The organism is Thiocapsa sp. (assembly GCF_035467215.1).
Taxonomy (GTDB): Bacteria; Pseudomonadota; Gammaproteobacteria; order Chromatiales; family Chromatiaceae; genus Thiocapsa.
On the sequence record NZ_DATITZ010000340.1, the window covers coordinates 1 to 16664 of the forward strand.

Annotated in this window: 12 protein-coding genes and 1 pseudogene; 8 read left to right on the top strand and 5 right to left on the bottom strand. The window is 65.8% G+C overall.

All coding sequences use genetic code 11. From position 1 onward, the window contains the following. The 6 genes and pseudogenes from VLR48_RS18295 to VLR48_RS18320 form a co-directional block, all read left to right on the top strand. Positions 1–611, top strand: a pseudogene (locus VLR48_RS18295) (nitrate ABC transporter substrate-binding protein); the annotation flags it as partial. 53 nt (positions 612–664) lie between these two features. Further along, complete coding sequence (gene nirB / locus VLR48_RS18300) at positions 665–3103, top strand: nitrite reductase large subunit NirB (RefSeq protein ID WP_325293164.1); 2439 nt, start codon at positions 665–667, stop codon at positions 3101–3103. A gap of 246 nt (positions 3104–3349) precedes the next feature. Then, positions 3350–3667 carry a nitrite reductase small subunit NirD gene (gene nirD, locus VLR48_RS18305; RefSeq protein WP_325293175.1) on the top strand — a complete coding sequence of 106 codons (318 nt, stop codon included), beginning with the start codon at positions 3350–3352 and terminating at the stop codon, positions 3665–3667. 157 nt (positions 3668–3824) lie between these two features. Further along, the gene (locus VLR48_RS18310) at positions 3825–6509 is read left to right on the top strand and encodes a molybdopterin-dependent oxidoreductase (RefSeq protein WP_325293165.1); all 2685 of its coding nucleotides are present in this window, start codon (positions 3825–3827) and stop codon (positions 6507–6509) included. Between the two features lie 100 nt (positions 6510–6609). Next, the gene (locus VLR48_RS18315; protein WP_325293166.1) at positions 6610–7047 is read left to right on the top strand and encodes a hypothetical protein; all 438 of its coding nucleotides are present in this window, start codon (positions 6610–6612) and stop codon (positions 7045–7047) included. Between the two features lie 238 nt (positions 7048–7285). Then, the gene (locus tag VLR48_RS18320) at positions 7286–8860 is read left to right on the top strand and encodes an ATP-binding protein (RefSeq protein ID WP_325293167.1); all 1575 of its coding nucleotides are present in this window, start codon (positions 7286–7288) and stop codon (positions 8858–8860) included. A 165-nt stretch (positions 8861–9025) separates the two neighbouring features. Here the strand turns inward: VLR48_RS18320 and VLR48_RS18325 are convergent, their stop codons facing one another. From VLR48_RS18325 to bchE, 5 genes are all read right to left on the bottom strand, one after another. Further along, entirely contained in the window at positions 9026–9742 is a 717-nt protein-coding gene (locus tag VLR48_RS18325) for an ABC transporter ATP-binding protein (RefSeq protein ID WP_325293168.1), read from the bottom strand. Then, positions 9735–10991: an ABC transporter permease gene (locus VLR48_RS18330; protein WP_325293169.1), complete on the bottom strand. Its 1257-nt coding sequence runs from the start codon at positions 10989–10991 to the stop codon at positions 9735–9737. The genes VLR48_RS18325 and VLR48_RS18330 overlap by 8 nt, the downstream gene beginning before the upstream one ends. Beyond that, on the bottom strand, positions 10988–12181 hold the full coding sequence (locus tag VLR48_RS18335) for an efflux RND transporter periplasmic adaptor subunit (protein WP_325293170.1): 1194 nt from the start codon (positions 12179–12181) through the stop codon (positions 10988–10990). Before VLR48_RS18335 ends, VLR48_RS18330 begins: the two co-directional genes overlap by 4 nt. A 211-nt stretch (positions 12182–12392) precedes the next feature. Beyond that, entirely contained in the window at positions 12393–13721 is a 1329-nt protein-coding gene (locus VLR48_RS18340) for a porin (protein WP_325293171.1), read from the bottom strand. Between the two features lie 237 nt (positions 13722–13958). Continuing rightward, positions 13959–15623: a magnesium-protoporphyrin IX monomethyl ester anaerobic oxidative cyclase gene (gene bchE, locus VLR48_RS18345; RefSeq protein ID WP_325293172.1), complete on the bottom strand. Its 1665-nt coding sequence runs from the start codon at positions 15621–15623 to the stop codon at positions 13959–13961. 229 nt (positions 15624–15852) lie between these two features. Between bchE and VLR48_RS18350 the strand changes: the two genes are divergently transcribed. Both VLR48_RS18350 and VLR48_RS18355 read left to right on the top strand, forming a co-directional pair. Next, positions 15853–16290 carry a hemerythrin domain-containing protein gene (locus VLR48_RS18350; protein ID WP_325293173.1) on the top strand — a complete coding sequence of 146 codons (438 nt, stop codon included), beginning with the start codon at positions 15853–15855 and terminating at the stop codon, positions 16288–16290. Positions 16291–16293: 3 nt separating this feature from the next. Continuing rightward, complete coding sequence (locus VLR48_RS18355) at positions 16294–16560, top strand: DUF2249 domain-containing protein (protein WP_325293174.1); 267 nt, start codon at positions 16294–16296, stop codon at positions 16558–16560. Positions 16561–16664: the final 104 nt, after the last annotated feature.

Consider the following 16664-nt stretch of genomic DNA (forward strand, 5'->3'; position numbering starts at 1 on the left):
CCGAGCAGTATCCGAACACCCACCGTAACCTGCTCATGGCCCTGCTGGACGCGGCGCGCTGGACCGATGCGCCCGAGAATCGTCCGAGCGTCGCCGAGCTGATCGCGCCGAGCCGTTACATCAATGCCCCGGTCGAGATCGTGCGTCAGTCCATGACCGGCACCTTCCGCTATGCGCTCGACGAGCCGCCGGTCGCGATGCCCGACTTCAACGTCTTCTTCCGCTTCGCGGCGACCTATCCCTGGCGCTCCCACGCGCTCTGGTTCCTGACCCAGATGGTGCGTTGGGGCCAGATCGAGAAGGCGATCGATCTGGCCGCCGTCGCCGCCGAGGTCTATCGGCCGGACCTCTATCGCGAGGCGGCCGATGCACTGGGTCTGGCGTCGCCCGCGCTCGACCACAAGCGCGAGGGTCTGCATGCCCGCGGCTGGATGCTCGAAGAGGCAAGCATCCCGCTGGCGATGGGGCCGGATCGCTTCTTCGACGGATCGACCTTCGATCCCGCCGATCCGCTCGGGTACATCGCCGGTTTCGATGTCCAGCGGCGTGCCTGCTCGCTGGACGCACTGGCGGCGGCGAACGGCGGACCAGCCGAAGCGGCGACGATCTGAGGCCCACGGCAACGCCCCGACAGACGAATTCCAAACACGGAGAACCGATCAAGATGAACAAAGAACGCTTGGTCCTGGTGGGCAACGGCATGGCCGGGATGCGCACCATCGAAGAGCTGCTGAAGCTGGAGCCGGACCTCTACGAGATCACGGTCTTCGGCGCCGAGCCGCATCCGAACTACAACCGCATCCTCCTCTCGCCGGTGCTCTCCGGGGAGAAGACGATCGACGAGATCATCCTGAACAGCCGCGACTGGTATGCGGAACGCGGGATCACACTGCACACCGGCGACCCGGTCGAGCACATCGACCGACGCAACCGGCTGGTGCGCAGCCGCTCCGGTCTGGAGGTGCCTTATGACCGGCTGGTCCTGGCGACCGGGTCTAACCCCTTCATCATCCCGGTGCCGGGGGCGGATCTTCCCGGCGTGCTCGGTTACCGCGATATCGCGGATGTCGAGGCGATGATCGAGACCGCACGGGGTTTCAAGCGCGCCATCGTCATCGGCGGCGGACTGCTCGGACTCGAGGCCGCCTACGGGTTGCAGCAGCAGGGCATGGAGGTGACTGTCGTGCACCTGCTCGACACCTTGATGGAGCGGCAGCTCGATAAGCCTGCCGCGGCGCTCCTGAAGGCATCGTTGGAGAAGCGCGGGCTGACCTTTCTCATGGAGGCCCAAACCGCGGCGATTCAAGGTCGCGACCGGGTCGAGTCGGTCCGCTTCGCCGACGGCAGCGAGATCGCGACCGATCTGGTCGTGATGGCGGTCGGCATCCGCCCGAACATGGCGCTCGCCCAAAGCGCCGGGATCCATTGCGAGCGCGGGATCGTGGTCGACGACACCATGTTGACCTACGACGCGCGCATCTACGCGATCGGCGAGTGCGTGCAGCACCGCGGACACTGCTACGGCCTGGTCGCGCCGCTCTTCGAGCAGGCCAAGGTCTGCGCCAATCATCTGGCCAAACTCGGCTATGGCCGCTACCAGGGCTCCGTGACCTCGACCAAGCTCAAGGTGACCGGCATCGATCTCTTCTCCGCCGGTCAGTATCAGGGCGGGGACGGCTGCGAGGAGATCCGCTTCCAGGATCCGGGCGCGGGCATTTACAAGAAGTTGGTGATCCGAGAAAACCGGCTCGCCGGCGCCGTGCTCTACGGGGACACGATCGACGGGGCCTGGTTCTTCCAGTTGATGCGCGAAGGGACCGACATCTCGGAGATACGCGAGGATCTGCTGTTCGGGCAGGCCCATCTCGGGGACTCCGGCCACGGCGGTCAAAGCCAGGCCGCGCTCATGACCGACGAGATGCAGGTCTGCGACTGCAACGGCGTGTGCAAGGGCGAGATCGTCAAGGCGATCACGAGCAAGGGTCTCTTCACGCTCGAGGACGTCAAGTTGCACACAAAGGCGGCGGCCTCATGCGGATCCTGCACCGGCCTGGTGGAGCAGATCCTGGCGAGCACGCTCGGGAGCGACTACTCCACCCCCGAGGCCAAACCCATCTGCAAATGCACCGACTACAGCCACGATCAGGTCCGCGCGGCAATCCGCGAGCAACACCTCACGAGTCTGAGCGACTGCTTCGAGAAGCTCGACTGGCGCCAACCCGACGGCTGCCACGTCTGCCGGCCCGCGCTCAATTACTACCTCATCTCCACCTGGCCAGCGGAGGCGCTCGACGACAGCCAGTCGCGCTTCGTCAACGAACGTGTCCACGCCAACATCCAGAAGGACGGGACCTATTCGGTCATCCCGCGCATCTTCGGCGGTGAGACCTCGCCCGCCCAGCTGCGCGCCATCGCCGAGGCGGCCGAAAAATATGCCGTGCGCTCGGTCAAGATCACGGGCGGCCAACGCATCGATCTCCTGGGCCTGACGAAAGAGCAGTTGCCGCACATCTGGAAGGATCTGACCGACGCCGGTTTCGTCTCGGGCCACGCCTACGGCAAATCCATGCGCACGGTCAAAACCTGCGTGGGATCCCAGTGGTGCCGCTTCGGCGTGCAGGACTCGACCAAGATGGGCATCGAGCTGGAGGAGCTGACCTGGGGCTCCTGGACCCCGCACAAGTTCAAGCTCGCCGTCTCGGGTTGCCCGCGCAACTGTGCCGAGGCAACCATCAAGGACTTCGGCGTCGTCGCCATCGAATCCGGCTGGGAGCTGCACATCGGCGGCAATGGCGGTGTCAAGGTCCGTGCGACCGATGTCCTCTGCCGGGTCACCACACCCGAGCAAGTCAAGGAATACTGCGGCGCCTTCATGCAGCTCTATCGCGAAGAGGCACGCTATCTGGAGCGCACCGCACCCTGGGTCGAGCGGGTCGGCCTGGCCTACATCAAGAAACGCATCGTCGAGGACGAGATCGGGCGCCGCGCCTTCTACAAACGCTTCCTGGAGTCGCAAGAGCAGGCCCAGGTCGATCCCTGGAAGGAACGCGCGGCCGGGGCCGAGGCGCACGAGTTCACGGCGTTGAAGCAGGTGAATGGGTGAGGAGTGAGGAGTGAGGAGTGAGGAGTGAGGAGTGAGGAGTGAGGAGTGAGGAGTGAGGAAGGAATGAAGGCGGCTAAGAGCTGAAAGCGGGAGGCTGGAGGCTGAAAGCGGGAGGCTGGGAGCTGGAGGCTGGGAGCTGGAGGCTGGAGGCTGGAGGCTGGAGGCTGGAGGCTGGGAGCTGGATGCACGACGCCCCAAACACCGCAACAACACGAGGCTTAGACAATGACCGCAGTCGTCGACGACATAACTTGGCTCGAAGTAGGCACGCTCGATGAGATCCCGCGGCAGGGTGCGCGGGTGCTCAAGCGAGACGAAGGCGATATCGCCGTCTTCAGGACCGCGGCGGACGAGGTGTTCGCCTTGCTCAATCGCTGTCCGCATCGCGGGGGGCCCTTATCGGAGGGGATCCTCTACGGGCGGACCATCGTCTGTCCCCTGCACAACTGGTGTCTGGATCTGGCGAGCGGTGAAGCGAAGGGGCCGGACGAGGGCTGTGCGCCCACCTATGCGACGCGGGTCGAGGGCGGCCGGGTCTTCGTCTGCGCAGACCCCGTTGCGTGAACGCCATCGCTCGTAGCCCGTAGGTTGGGCAAATCGCAGCGTGCCCAACCCGCGCCGGCATCACAGGGAGCGGTTGTGTGAGAGGCCCTCTCCGCGACGCCTGTGGGCGATAGGACATGCGGATGGCATCGACGTCAACACGTATCGGACCTGGACAATGACCGAACCGACCAAAACAACCTGTCCCTATTGCGGCGTGGGCTGCGGGGTGCTCGTCACGCCGCAGGACGACGGGGCGGTGACCGTGCGCGGTGACCCGGATCACCCGGCCAACCTGGGGCGGCTCTGCTCGAAGGGCGCCGCCTTGGGCGAGACGCTCGGGACCTCGGGGCGCCTGCTCCATCCGATGGTCGCGGGCGAACAGGTGAGCTGGGATCGGGCGCTCGATGAGGTCGCCGGGAGTCTCGGCGAGATCGTCGCCGAGCACGGGCCGGGGGCGGTCGCCTTCTATGTCTCGGGTCAGCTCCTGACCGAGGACTACTATGTCGCCAACAAGCTGATGAAGGGCTTCATCGGCGGCGCGAACATCGATACCAACTCGCGGCTCTGCATGGCATCGAGCGTCGCCGGCTACAAGCGCGCGTTGGGCGCAGACACCGTGCCTTGCGACTATGCCGATCTTGAGTCCGCCGAGCTGATCGTCCTGGTGGGTTCCAACACCGCCTGGTGCCACCCGGTCGTCTACCAGCGAATCAAACAGGCCAAGAAGGCCCATCCTGACCGCCAAATCGTCGTGATCGACCCGCGGCGTACGGCGACCTGCGAGATCGCCGACCTGCACCTGCCCATCGCGCCCGGGACGGATACCGTTCTCTTCAACGGTCTGCTCAACTGGCTCAGACGCGAGGACGCGCTCGACTGGACCTTTTTGGAGTCGCACACCGAGGGCTTCGCGGCCGCTTTCACGGCGGCACGCGAGTCGGCGGGCTCCGTGCCGCGCGTCGCCGCGGCCTGCGGTGTGCCCGAATCCGACCTAGCCGATTTTTACCGGCGCTTTGCCCGCACCGAACGCGTGGTGACGCTCTACAGCCAGGGCGTGAATCAATGGTCGTTCGGCACCGACAAGGTCAACGCCATCATCAACTGCCATCTGGCAACCGGACGCATCGGTCGACCCGGCATGGGGCCGCTCTCCATCACCGGACAACCCAACGCCATGGGCGGACGCGAGGTCGGCGGATTGGCCAATCAGCTCGCCGCGCACATGGATTTCACACCCGAGGACATCGATCGGGTCGGGCGCTTTTGGCAGGCCGACGGCATCGCCCGCGAGCCGGGTCTGAAGGCGGTCGAGATGCTGCGCGCGGTGGAGGAAGGAAGGATCAAGGCGATCTGGGTGATGGCGACCAATCCGGCCGTGAGCATGCCCGACGCCGATCGGGTCCGTGCCGCGCTGCGGGACTGCGAGCTTCTCATCTGCTCGGACCTCTTTGCCGATACCGACACCGCCCGCTGCGCCGACGTGCTCTTGCCCGCCGCAGGCTGGGGCGAGAAAGAAGGGACCGTCACCAATTCGGAACGCTGCATCTCGCGTCAGCGCGCCTTCCTCGAACCGCCCGGCGAGGCGCGTCCGGACTGGTGGATCCTCACCGAGGTGGCGCGCCGCATGGGGTTTGCCGATACCTTCCCCTATCGCTCGGCAGCCGAGGTGTTCCGCGAGCACGCAGCCCTCTCGGCCTTCGAGAACGACGGCCGACGCGATTTCGACATCGGCGCCCTGGCGGATCTCTCGGCGACCGACTACGACCGACTCGCCCCGGTCCAATGGCCAAGCCCGGCAGGACGCGAAGCCGCACGTCTGTTCGCCGACGGCCGCTTCTACACCTCGAACGGCAAGGCCCGCTTCATCGTGATCGCACCGCGACCGCCCGCGACCGCGCCTGACGACGACTATCCGCTCGTGCTCAACACCGGCCGCATCCGCGACCAGTGGCACACCATGACCCGCACCGGTCTGGCGCCGCGCCTGAGCAGCCACATCGCCGAGCCCTTCGTGCAGATCCACCCCGTCGACGCCGCCGCGCACGGACTCGGTCGCGGCGGCATCGCCGAGCTGAGCAGTCGATGGGGTCGGATGTTGGCGCGTATCGACGTGGATGCCGATCAGCGCCCCGGCTCCGTCTTTGTCCCCATGCACTGGAGCGACATGCTGGCCCGCCAGGCACGCGCCGATGCCCTGGTCAATCCGGTCACGGATCCCGTCTCCGGCCAGCCCGAGTTCAAACACACGCCGGTGCAGGTCCGCCTCTTTCGCGCGGCCTGGTATGGTCTTGCATTGAGTCGCGAGCGGCTGCTCGTCCCCGACGGACTGTCGCACGATGCGACAGGTCCGCAGCCCGACTACTGCGTCGCCATCCGGGCGCAGGGCTTCTGGCGCACCGAGATGGCCGGTCGCGAGCCCGTGACGGATTGGGCCGACTGGGCACGCCGCGTCTTCGGCGCGGACGGCGAATGGCTTGACTTCGCCGACAGCACCCACGGACGCTATCGCGGCGCCCGCATCCTCGACGGACGCCTCGCCGCCTGTCTCTTCATCGCCCCGACTCCGACCCTGCCGAGCAGCCGCTGGCTCGGTGAGCTTTTCGGTGCCGAGCAGCTCGACACCCGGGCCCGCACCGGTCTGCTCGCCGGCCGACCGCCGCGCGGCCAGGTCGACGCCGGGGAAACCGTCTGCGCCTGCTTCAACGTCGGCCGCACGCGCATCGAGCAGGCGATCCGCGGCGAAGGACTCCGCTCCACCGAAGCCATCGGCGCCTGCCTGCAAGCCGGCACCAACTGCGGGTCGTGCCTGCCCGAGCTGGGTCGCATCCTCGAGCAGACGCTTGACCGCGGCGCGGCGTGAACGGCAAGCGCAATCGGACTAGAATCAGCGCACACCCGAGACCCTGACCGCTGCACCTCATTGGTCCGGCCGGACTCGGCGCCTTGATCAGGAGAAATCAGTGTCCGACGTGCAAGATACCGCGCCTCAACCCGCCATCGTACAAGCCGTGCTGCGCCTTCCCCCGGCCGAGCAACAACGGCTCCTGGGTTGGTCGCGTGGCCTGGGGGAGATTCGTTACGGGACCTTGCGCGGCTTCAAGAAGGCGGCGGCCATGCTCGCACTGACCCGCGATCGCAAAGCAACCTGGCCGTTACTCAAGGTGTTGGCTTTGGCCTTGAAGCACATCGTCTGGGACGCGCGCTCCTGGACATTCCGACTTGGTGTGGGGGCAGTCCTTGCCACCTTTGTCGCGGCCGAGAACGGTGGTGCCGGGATCGTGGCCTTGGGAGGCGGGATCGGGCTCCCGCTGTGGATGTTGATCGGCGCCGGCGGCGTCTTGATCGGCCTCTTGGCGGACGCGATCGAGAAACGGAGGATGACGCGCCTCCAGGGTTAGCTCTGCGGGCAAGACGAGCGGCTTGACTTGAGTGAAAGGCACGACCGTTTGACCTCGCCATTCCTCGTTCGGCGCGATGAGCCTTCGAGCCGCACGCGTTCGGCTCCTTCCTCTCGCTGCACTGCGGACCGTTCCGACGGCGGCCGCTCGAATCGGTGCGGACATGCCCGCGTCATGCCGGCGGGATCTCTGCTAACCTTTCGAGACCGCCAGGCTCTACGACCGCCCAAGCTTCCCGATGCGCTTTTTCAATACCGAAGGACCGAACCGGGCCGAGGATCACTACACGCTGCCGCCGCTTTCGCGCTGGGATCTGGATGAGATCCTGATGCTGATCGAGCAGAAGAAGTATTTTCTGCTCCATGCGCCGCGTCAGACCGGCAAGACCACGTGCCTGCTTGCACTGATGGAGCAGCTCAACGGGGACGGTCGCTATCGGGCGCTCTACGCCAACATCGAAACCGCACAGACCACGCGCGAGGATGTCGCGCGCGGCATGGCTGCCATCTGCAGCGTGCTCGGTCGATCCGCGCGACTCTATCTCGACGACACACGGCTCGCCGACTGGTGCCGCACCGATGGCTCGGGTGTCCCGGCCGAGGATCGTCTCAGTCAACTGCTTGAGCTCTGGGCCGCGGCCGATCCACGCCCCGCCGTGCTGCTGCTCGACGAGGTCGACGCCTTAGTCGGCGACACGTTGGTCTCGGTGCTGCGTCAGTTGCGTGCCGGTTATACCCAGCGTCCCGCGCGTTTTCCCCAGACCATCATCCTGTGCGGGGTACGCGACCTGCGCGATTATCGTATCCACGCCAGCTCCGAGGCCGCGGCCATCACGGGCGGCAGCGCGTTCAACATCAAGGCCAAGTCCTTACGCTTGGGAGATTTCACCGCACATGAAGTCACGGCGTTGCTTGCAGAACACACACGCGAGACCGGGCAACTATTCACGCCCCGGGCACTCGAGCAGGTCTGGCGCCTGACGCAAGGCCAGCCCTGGCTGGTGAACGCACTGGCATACGAAGCCTGTTTCGAGATTCGCGAGGGCCGCGATCGCACCCGTCCGATCGATTCGGAGATGATCGACCGGGCCAAGGAGAATCTGATTCTGCGCCGGGTCACCCATCTCGACCAGCTCGCCGACAAGCTGCGCGAGCCGCGTGTGCGCCGGGTCATCGAGCCGATGCTGGCGGGCACGGGCTTGGGCACGGTTCCCGAGGACGACCGTCAATATCTGGTGGATCTGGGACTGCTCCGCCGCGACGGAGCGGGTGGATTGGTCGTGGCCAATCCGATCTACCGCGAGGTGTTGCCGCGCGCCCTGGCCGGCGGCCCCCAGGATTCGTTGCCGCGGATCAGCCCGACCTGGCTCGCAGCCGATGGCAGACTGGATCCGCGCCGTCTGCTCGATGCCTTTCTCGCCTTTTGGCGTCGGCACGGCGAGGCGATGCTGGGCAGCGCGCCCTATCACGAGATTGCCCCGCATCTGGTGCTGATGGCCTTCCTGCATCGGGTCGTCAACGGAGAGGGCACGCTGGAGCGTGAATATGCCATCGGCGCCGGTCGTATGGATCTATGTCTACGCTACGGTGCTCTGACGCTCGGCATCGAGCTGAAGGTGTGGCGAGACGGACGGCCCGATCCGCTGACCGAGGGACTGGTGCAGCTCGATGGTTATCTGGCCGGGCTGGGGCTGGACAGCGGCTGGCTGGTGATCTTCGATCGGCGGGCCGATCAACCGCCCATCGCCGAACGCACGGCCTGTGCGGAGGAGATAACTCCGGGCGGGCGACGGATCCAGGTGGTGCGTGCTTGAACTTGGGTGATTTCCGGAAATCCCCATCCCGACTGCGCATGCCCGCACAACCTGAAGGAGCCTGAGGCGCGCCTGAATGCGCATCGACACGTCGATCCTTCGTTGCACGTCCGATCAGCCGGAAGCAACGTCGCCGACTCGGCGTGACCGATTGTGGCTTTCGGGCTAATCCAGCACCCGGCCCTCGCCTGCCTCTTCGTGCGTGCGCCCATCGCGGATGTGATAGATACGCTGGAAGGTCGGGATGATCTTCTCGTCGTGGGTGACGACGATGACGGCGGTGCGATATTGCCGGGCCATGCGGTTGAGGATGCGGATAACGCCGAGGGCGCGGTCGCTGTCGAGCGGCGCGGTAGGCTCGTCGGCGAGGATCACCGGCGGACGGTTCACCAGGGCACGGGCGATGGCGACGCGCTGTTGCTCGCCGCCGGAGAGCTGCGAGGGCATGGCGCGGGCGCGATGCTCGACATCCAGCGCCGCGAGCAGCTCGCGCGCCCGGTCGCGCGACTCGCCGTTGGGACGGCCGGCGAGCATCGGCAGCAGGGCGACGTTGTCGGTGACGTCCAGGAAGGGGATGAGATAGGGCGCCTGGAAGACGAAGCCGATCTTGTCACGACGTAAGGCGCGCAGATCGCGGATGCGCCAGCCGTCGTCGTAGATGGGGTGGTCGCCCAGGATCATGCGCCCGCCGGTGGGCTCGATTACAGCACCCAGACACTTGAGCAGGGTGCTCTTTCCGGACCCCGAGGGCCCGACGAGTCCGACCACCTCGCCCGGGGCGACGGCCATGTCGACACCCTTGAGCGCGTCTACCGCGGTGTCGCCGCTGCCGTAGCGCTTGCGCAGCCCCTCGATGCGGATGCCTTGTGTGTCGTCAGCCACCGATGGCCTCCGCCGGATCGACCCGAAGCGCGGCGCGGATGGCGACCAGGCTCGCCAGCACACAGATGATGACCACGACCAGGAAGCCGCGTGCGGCATCGCCGGGGAGCAGCAGGACGTATTTGGGAAAGATCGGCGCCCAGAGGGTCGCCACGGTCTTGCCGACGACGAAGCCGATCACGCCGAGCCCGAGCGCCTGTTGCAGGATCATCCCGGCGATGGTGCGGTTGCGCGTGCCGATGAGCTTGAGTACGGCGATCTCGCGGATCTTGCCGAGCGTGAGGGTGTAGATGATGAAGGCCACGATGGCTGCGCTCACCACCGAGAGGATCACCAGGAACATGAAGATCTGACGGGCAGAGGTGGCAATCAGCTTGGCCTGGAGGATCTCGTTCATCTCGGCGCGGGTGTAGACGGTCAGGTGCTTCCAGCGTCGGATGTCGGCGGCGACCTGATCGGCATCCGCGCCGGGCTCGAGACGGACCAGGATGGCGTTCACCGAGCTGCTCTGGGTCTGGGCGGCAAGCACGGCATCGAGCACCTCCGGCTGACCGGGTCGGTTGAAGACGGGGTTGGCCGCGGTGCGGCGACGCTGCGCGATGATGGCGTCGTTGTCCTTCAGAAACTGCGCCTCTTGGGCGTCCTTCAGGGGGATGTAGACCATGGGGTCACCGCCCGAGGAGACCGCGCGCCGGGTCAGTCCGACGATGGTGTAGAGGTTGCGGCGGATGCGCACCTGCTCGCCGAGCCGAAAGCCGGTGGTCACGTCCGCGACCGCCTCGTAATGACCGCGGGTAAGGTGTCGCCCGGCGACCAGAAAGGGCGGTTGACCGGGCTCGCCGAAACCGCCGGGGACGACACCGACGATCATGGCGCGGCGCTCGCGCACGGCCTCGTCGCCGGCAGGATCGCCGGTCTGATTCGAGACGGCCTGATTGGCGGCGACGGGCCGCACCTGCATGGTCAGATAGGTGACGTTGGCCGCGCGCGCGACGCCCGGCAAGGTCAGGATGCCCCGGTAGAGGTCGTCGGCGAGTGTGGACGGCTCCGCGTAAGGGCCAAGCGTGTCTTTCTGCACCGCCCAGAGGTCCGCCCCGCTGTTGTCGAGCAGCACCGCGGCATCATCGACCATGCCGCGGTAGATGCCGGCCATAGAGAGCGTCACGCCGATCAGTAGTCCGAGACCCACACCCGTAAAGACGAACTTGCCCCAGGCATGGAGGATGTCGCGCCCGGCGAGGCTGATCATCGCGGGAGACCAGGGATCTGCTCGACGATCTCGACCCGCCGTCCGGGCCGGAGCGGGACGCGGGAGTGCAGGATCACGCGATCGCCGGACGCCAGGCCGTCGCGGATTTGGACCCAACCCTCCAGGTCCCGCGCGCCGGTCTCGACCGCCGCGAAGCGCGGACCGGTGTCATCCAGCACCCAAACGCCGAGCTGGCCGTCGCGCCGGTGCAAGGCGGCATTGGGCAGCGCCGAGGCCGGTTCAAGCGGCTCCAGGGCCACGGTCACCTCGGCCAGCTCGCCGAGTCGGGGCAGCGGTTCGGGCAGCGTCGAAAATGCGACCTTCGCGCGAAACTCCTCGGTGACGGCGTCGGCCCGCGGCTCGATCCGCAGCACCTCGCCGGGCAAGGTGTCCAGCGGCAGCGAGCGCAGCGCGATGCGGGCCCCCAGATCGGCACGCAGCGCCCCGGCGCCGAGCTGATCGAAGCGGACATCGATCCAGAGATGACTCGGGTCGATCACCTCCACGACCGACTGTCCCGCCACGACGGTGCTGCCGGGCTCGGCGTCGCGCGAGACCACCAGCGCATCCACCGGCGCGATCAGGCGCAGATTGGCCCGCTGCTGCACCAAGGCCTCGCGCTCGGCACGGACCCGCACCAGATCCTGCTCCGCGGATTCCAGATTGGCCACGGCCAGCGCCAAACCCGCCTCGGCGACCTGGGCCTCCTGACGCTTGGCCTCCGCCGTATCCTCGCTGGCCGTGCGGGACAGTAGAAGCTGCTCGTAGCGGGCGACCTGGGCACTGGCGAAGTCCCGCCGCGCCTGCGCATCGCCGACCTGGGCATGGGCCGCGACCACGCCGGATTCCGCGCGGTGCAGTGCCGCGTCCGCCGCGGCGACGCGGTCGTCGAGATCGACCGGATCCATCTCGCCGAGCAGTTGGCCGGCCTCGACCCGCTCACCCACCTGTACCTCGACCCGCCGCACCCGGCCGGCAAAGGTCGGACCGATGCGGTACGTGTAGCGCGCCTCGACCGTGCCCACTCCGAACAGGGTCGGGGTGACGGGGCGCATCTCGACGGTGGTCAGGGTCACGGGCACCGGGGCCAACGGACCCGAGGTCAGCGCCAACCAGAGGAAGGCGCCGATGAGCGGAACGAGCACCGCGAGCAGAAAGACGACACGCCGGCTTGGCTTGGGAAGGTTCATAAGGGGCTCGAAAACAATGGCGAGCGACTCGGGGGAGCCGTTTGACAAGGATGGGGATGGAGCCGCGCTTCGGCCTTGACTCAGGTCAAAGGTGCGGAACGCCCGCTCTCCGGGTGAGTCGAACCGCCGTCGGAACGCTCGCAATCCATCCCGTCGAGAAACAGCAAATCAAAGCGAATCGCTCGGGCTGCTCGTGCTCGCGGGCCGCGGATCAGAAGCTTGCCCAGACCCGCAAGGCAAGGAGGTCGTCGACGTCCGCGAGGTTCTGGTTGGGGACCGCGCTATCGGGCAGCCCGGGGGCCTCGAAGTCGCGGAACTGGTAGTCGGCCAGCACCCGCACCTGTTTGTTGAAGCGGTAGGTCAGGCCCAGGGTCAGGGTATCGAAGCGCCGCTCGGTCAGGGCGTTTCCGGTGGCGCGGTTCAGGCGGTCGAAGCGGGTGCGCAGCTCCAGTTTTCCGAAGAGGGTGTAGCCGCCATCCAGATACCAGCCATCTGCCTCCTCTTCCGGCAGAACCTCGTAGGAGGCGACCATCTTGCCGTTGTTGCTGACGGCGCCCGGAACCGCGATGCCGTCCGTGCCGTTGAAGATCATCCCGTCGGCCTTGATCCACTCCGCTGCCGCGCGCCAGGGCCCGCGGCGGAAGGTGGCGCCCAGCCCGTAGCGCTCGCGGTCGAAGTCTTGCTCGGTTTGCTTGAGCCCGGCACGGATCTCGCGCTCTCCGTCCTGGTGCCACGCGAAGAGCTTGAGCCCTTCGCGGAAGGGACCGGTGCCGCCGAAGATAAGCTCCGAGCTCCAATAGAGGTGCCGTTCGGGCTGCCCGCTCCCCCAGCCGTTGTAGATGGCGAGCCCGGTGCCGGTGCCCACCATGAGGGCATAGGTATGCTCCCAGGCCCCGGTCTTGAAGGCATCGAAGACCTGAATGCCGGTGTCGCGCCAACCGCTCGCCGGGCCCGTCGGGTCGTTGGCGTCCCCGCTGGGCAGTCCGTCGCTGTCGAACGGAAGCTCATTCACCATCTGGCTCCCGACACTGGTCGGGTTGATGTAGTCCCGCAGGACCACCGGGGTCAGACCCTCCTCGGAGCCGGGCATAAAGAACTGACCGATGCGGACCCGCGCCTTGGGGATCCGGTTCAGCGTAAGGCTCACATCGGTGAGCTTCACGTTCGGGGTGCCGTTGGAGGAGATGGCGTTGTCCCCCGCCAAGGGCGAAACCCAGTAGTTCAGCTTGCCATCGAGGAGCCGGCCCCGCAGGCCCAGCCGCAGATAGGAGAACTGGAGGGCGGAATTCTCCTCGAGCTTGGGCGGGATCTGGTTCAGCACCATCGGTTGTCCCTGCCAGGGACCTGCGGGCAGAGGATTTCCCCTGGTCTGCTGATGGTCGATGCCGATGAAGCCGAATGGCTTGTAGGCGGGGGCCGACGCGGGCTCGGTGCCCTGGAGCATGATCCAATTGGTCGCCATAACGGGGGTGGTCAGTGCGAGACCAGCCCCCAGGGCGGCGGTGATGAGAAATCGATGGGCGAGGGTGAGGGTTGTCATGTCGAGCGCCTGCAAATGAATCCGAGGTGTGTCTTGCCGATCCGCCAGACGATCACCTCGGCGACCTATGACGAGGCTCTCTTTTGCCCTCCCGCCACGTCTCCGAAACACGTTGAGCATCGAATCCAATCGTTATCGTTATCGTTATCGTTGTCGTTGTCGTTGTCGTTGTCGATTACGACAACCAAGGCCAAGGCATCCTCTCGTCGTGTTGTTTGACTGATTTTCGAACTGCTCCTACTCGATCATCACCTTGACCGACGCCTTGGCAGCCGTCTTGGGCAGCGTCGGCGGCGCGACCGTCAGTGCATCGATCTCGGCCTGATCGAGCTGCTCCTTGCCGCCGCCGCAGGCCATGATCTGGGCCTGGACGTCGCCCTTGATCTTGCGGCTGTGCTTGGCCTTCCAGTCGGTGCCGCCCTCGGCGACACGGGTGCGTTTGGGGTCGAAGTGAAAGTCGACCTTCTTCTTGGACTGTGGGCCCCAGTAGTTGACCTTGCCCAGATCGTAGAACTTGCGCTCGAAGCCTGCCTTCAAGAAAGCCTTGAGACAGCCGAGCAGATAACGCCGCCGCTCGCCGCTGCCCGCCCAGGGGTAGGAGAAGAGCGCCTTGTGCATGTAGAAGCGGCGATAGTTGTGCATGACGCGGTCGAGCAGCTCGGCGCGATCCATGGCGGCCGGCTTGATGATGGTCGTGACGAAGTTGTACTTCTCGTAGTCGAAGATCTCGACCTTGTCGCCCAGCTCGCGGAAGAGATCCGTGAACGGCCAGGGGGTGTACATGGCCCAGTTGGCGAGGTCCGGCTTCCAGTCGCGCGCCATCTGGTAGGTCTCTTCGAGCGTCTCGGCGGTCTCGTTCTCGAGCCCAACGATGAACTGCGCCTCGGTGAGGATCCCGGCATCGCGCAGCAGACCGATCGCTCGCTTGTTGTCGGCGACCGTGGTCTCCTTGTTGAAGCGGTCGAGCTTGAGCTGCGCCGCGGCCTCGGTGCCGAGCGAGACGTGGATCAGGCCGGCCTTGCGATAGAGCGGCAGCACGTCCTCGTCGCGCAGGATGTCGGTGACGCGGGTGTTGATGCCCCAGAGGATGCCGAGATTGCGCTCGATCAGCTCCTCGCAGAAGGCGATGAACTTCTTGCGATTGATGGTCGGCTCCTCGTCGGCGAGGATGAAGAAACCGACGTCGTGGTCGTGCACCAGGGTCTCGATCTCGTCGACGACCTTCTTGGGATCACGGATGCGGTAGTCGCGCCAGAACTTCCACTGCGAGCAAAAAGAGCAGGTATAGGGGCAACCGCGGGCCATGTTCGGGATGGCAACGCGCTTGTTGAGCGGGATGTAGTTGTACTTGTCCCACTCCAGCACGCCCCAGTCGGGTGTGATGGCGTCCAGGTCCTTCACGGTCGGGGCAGCCGGAGTGGCGATGATCTTGCCGTCGACGGCGTAGGCGATGCCTTTGACCTTGCCGCGCTCCTCGGGCCAACGGCCTTCGTCGATGGTGCGGACCAGATCGACAATGATCTCCTCGCCCTCGCCGCGCACGATGGCATCGATCCAGGGCGCCTCGCCCAAGACCTGCTGATACATGAAGGTGGCATGCACGCCGCCGAGGACGGTGACGATCTTCGGATCAACCTCCTTGACGATCTCGAGCAGACGCTGGGCCTTGTAGATGGAGGGCGTGATGGCCGTGCAGCCGACGATGTCGGGGCGATAGGCGACGATGGCGGCGCGGACCTGCTCCTCGGACAGATCGTTGGTCATGGCGTCGACGAAGCGCACCTCGGTGAAGCCCGCGGTCTTGAGCGCACCGGTGAGATAGGCCACCCACGCCGGCGGCCAATTGCCGGCGATCTCGGCGCCGCCCGAGTGGTAGTTTGGGTGGATAAAGAGAATGCGCATGCGTCGAGCCCCCGGCCGATGGTGAGTGTCAATGAAGATTGACAGTCGGCATCCTTGTCGTCCTTGACACAGGTCAAATTTGTCGTCCTTGACACAGGTCAAATCTGTCCGGCCGCTGCGCGTTGGTGTCTGTTGCCGGCGCGATCGCGGCCGATACGATCTGACCTAGGTCAAGGACGCACTGCCCCATCCCGGGACAATGCCGGAGCATTCAACCGGAGGATTCGCCATGACCGACTCGATCGCCAGCTTTATGACCGACGACCATCAGCGCTGTGACCACCTGCTCGCCGCCTGCGAGCAGGCGGTCTCGGGCGGCGATTGGACGCGACTCGCGGAGCAGTCCAAGGATTTCTCGAATGCGTTGCTCGGCCATTTCGACATGGAGGAGCAGGTGCTGTTTCCGGAGCTGGTCGCCGTCAGCCCCTGGGCCTCCGGGCCGACCGGTATGATGAACATGGAGCACGGTCAGATGCGTTCCTTGGTGGAGGAGCTCGAGAACGCGGTCGGTACGCAGGACGCAGACGCCTGTCTCGGCATCCTCGAGACGCTCCATCTGGTAATCCAGCAGCACAACTCGAAGGAGGAAGGCATCCTCTATCCGATGGCCGAGGAGAATCTGGGCGACCAGACACCGGACATCCTGAACCGGCTGCAGGCGGGCTAGACGATGGACAGAACACTCGACGTCAGCGATCTTCCCGCCCCGGAGCCGATGGAGCGGATCCTCGATGCGCTCGCCGACCTGCCGCCGGGCGATCGCCTATGCGTACTCCATCGTCGCGAGCCCTATCCGCTCTACGACATGCTGCGACGCATGGGCTACCGCTGGGAGATCAGCTCCGAGGACGATCGGTATCGCATCCTGATCTCGCCCGTGCCGAAGCATCAGCGTCCGGTCAGTCGGTTACGGCAACAGGGTGCGAGCCGTTTTTAAACCGCGCTCTTTGGATCAGGCTGCGTTCAGTACAGGATTCAAGGTTCGTCCCTGCTCACCGACGTCGGAGCCGCGCGGTTTAAAAAGATTAATCTGTTCATTTT

Coding starts and splice junctions, on each gene's coding strand:
- VLR48_RS18330 (WP_325293169.1), bottom strand. CDS start 10,991: ATGATCAGCCTCGCCGGGCGCGACATCCTCCATGCCTGGGGCAAGTTC.
- VLR48_RS18335 (WP_325293170.1), bottom strand. CDS start 12,181: ATGAACCTTCCCAAGCCAAGCCGGCGTGTCGTCTTTCTGCTCGCGGTG.
- VLR48_RS18310 (WP_325293165.1), top strand. CDS start 3,825: ATGACCGAACCGACCAAAACAACCTGTCCCTATTGCGGCGTGGGCTGC.
- VLR48_RS18340 (WP_325293171.1), bottom strand. CDS start 13,721: ATGACAACCCTCACCCTCGCCCATCGATTTCTCATCACCGCCGCCCTG.
- bchE (WP_325293172.1), bottom strand. CDS start 15,623: ATGCGCATTCTCTTTATCCACCCAAACTACCACTCGGGCGGCGCCGAG.
- VLR48_RS18350 (WP_325293173.1), top strand. CDS start 15,853: ATGACCGACTCGATCGCCAGCTTTATGACCGACGACCATCAGCGCTGT.
- VLR48_RS18355 (WP_325293174.1), top strand. CDS start 16,294: ATGGACAGAACACTCGACGTCAGCGATCTTCCCGCCCCGGAGCCGATG.
- VLR48_RS18320 (WP_325293167.1), top strand. CDS start 7,286: ATGCGCTTTTTCAATACCGAAGGACCGAACCGGGCCGAGGATCACTAC.
- nirB (WP_325293164.1), top strand. CDS start 665: ATGAACAAAGAACGCTTGGTCCTGGTGGGCAACGGCATGGCCGGGATG.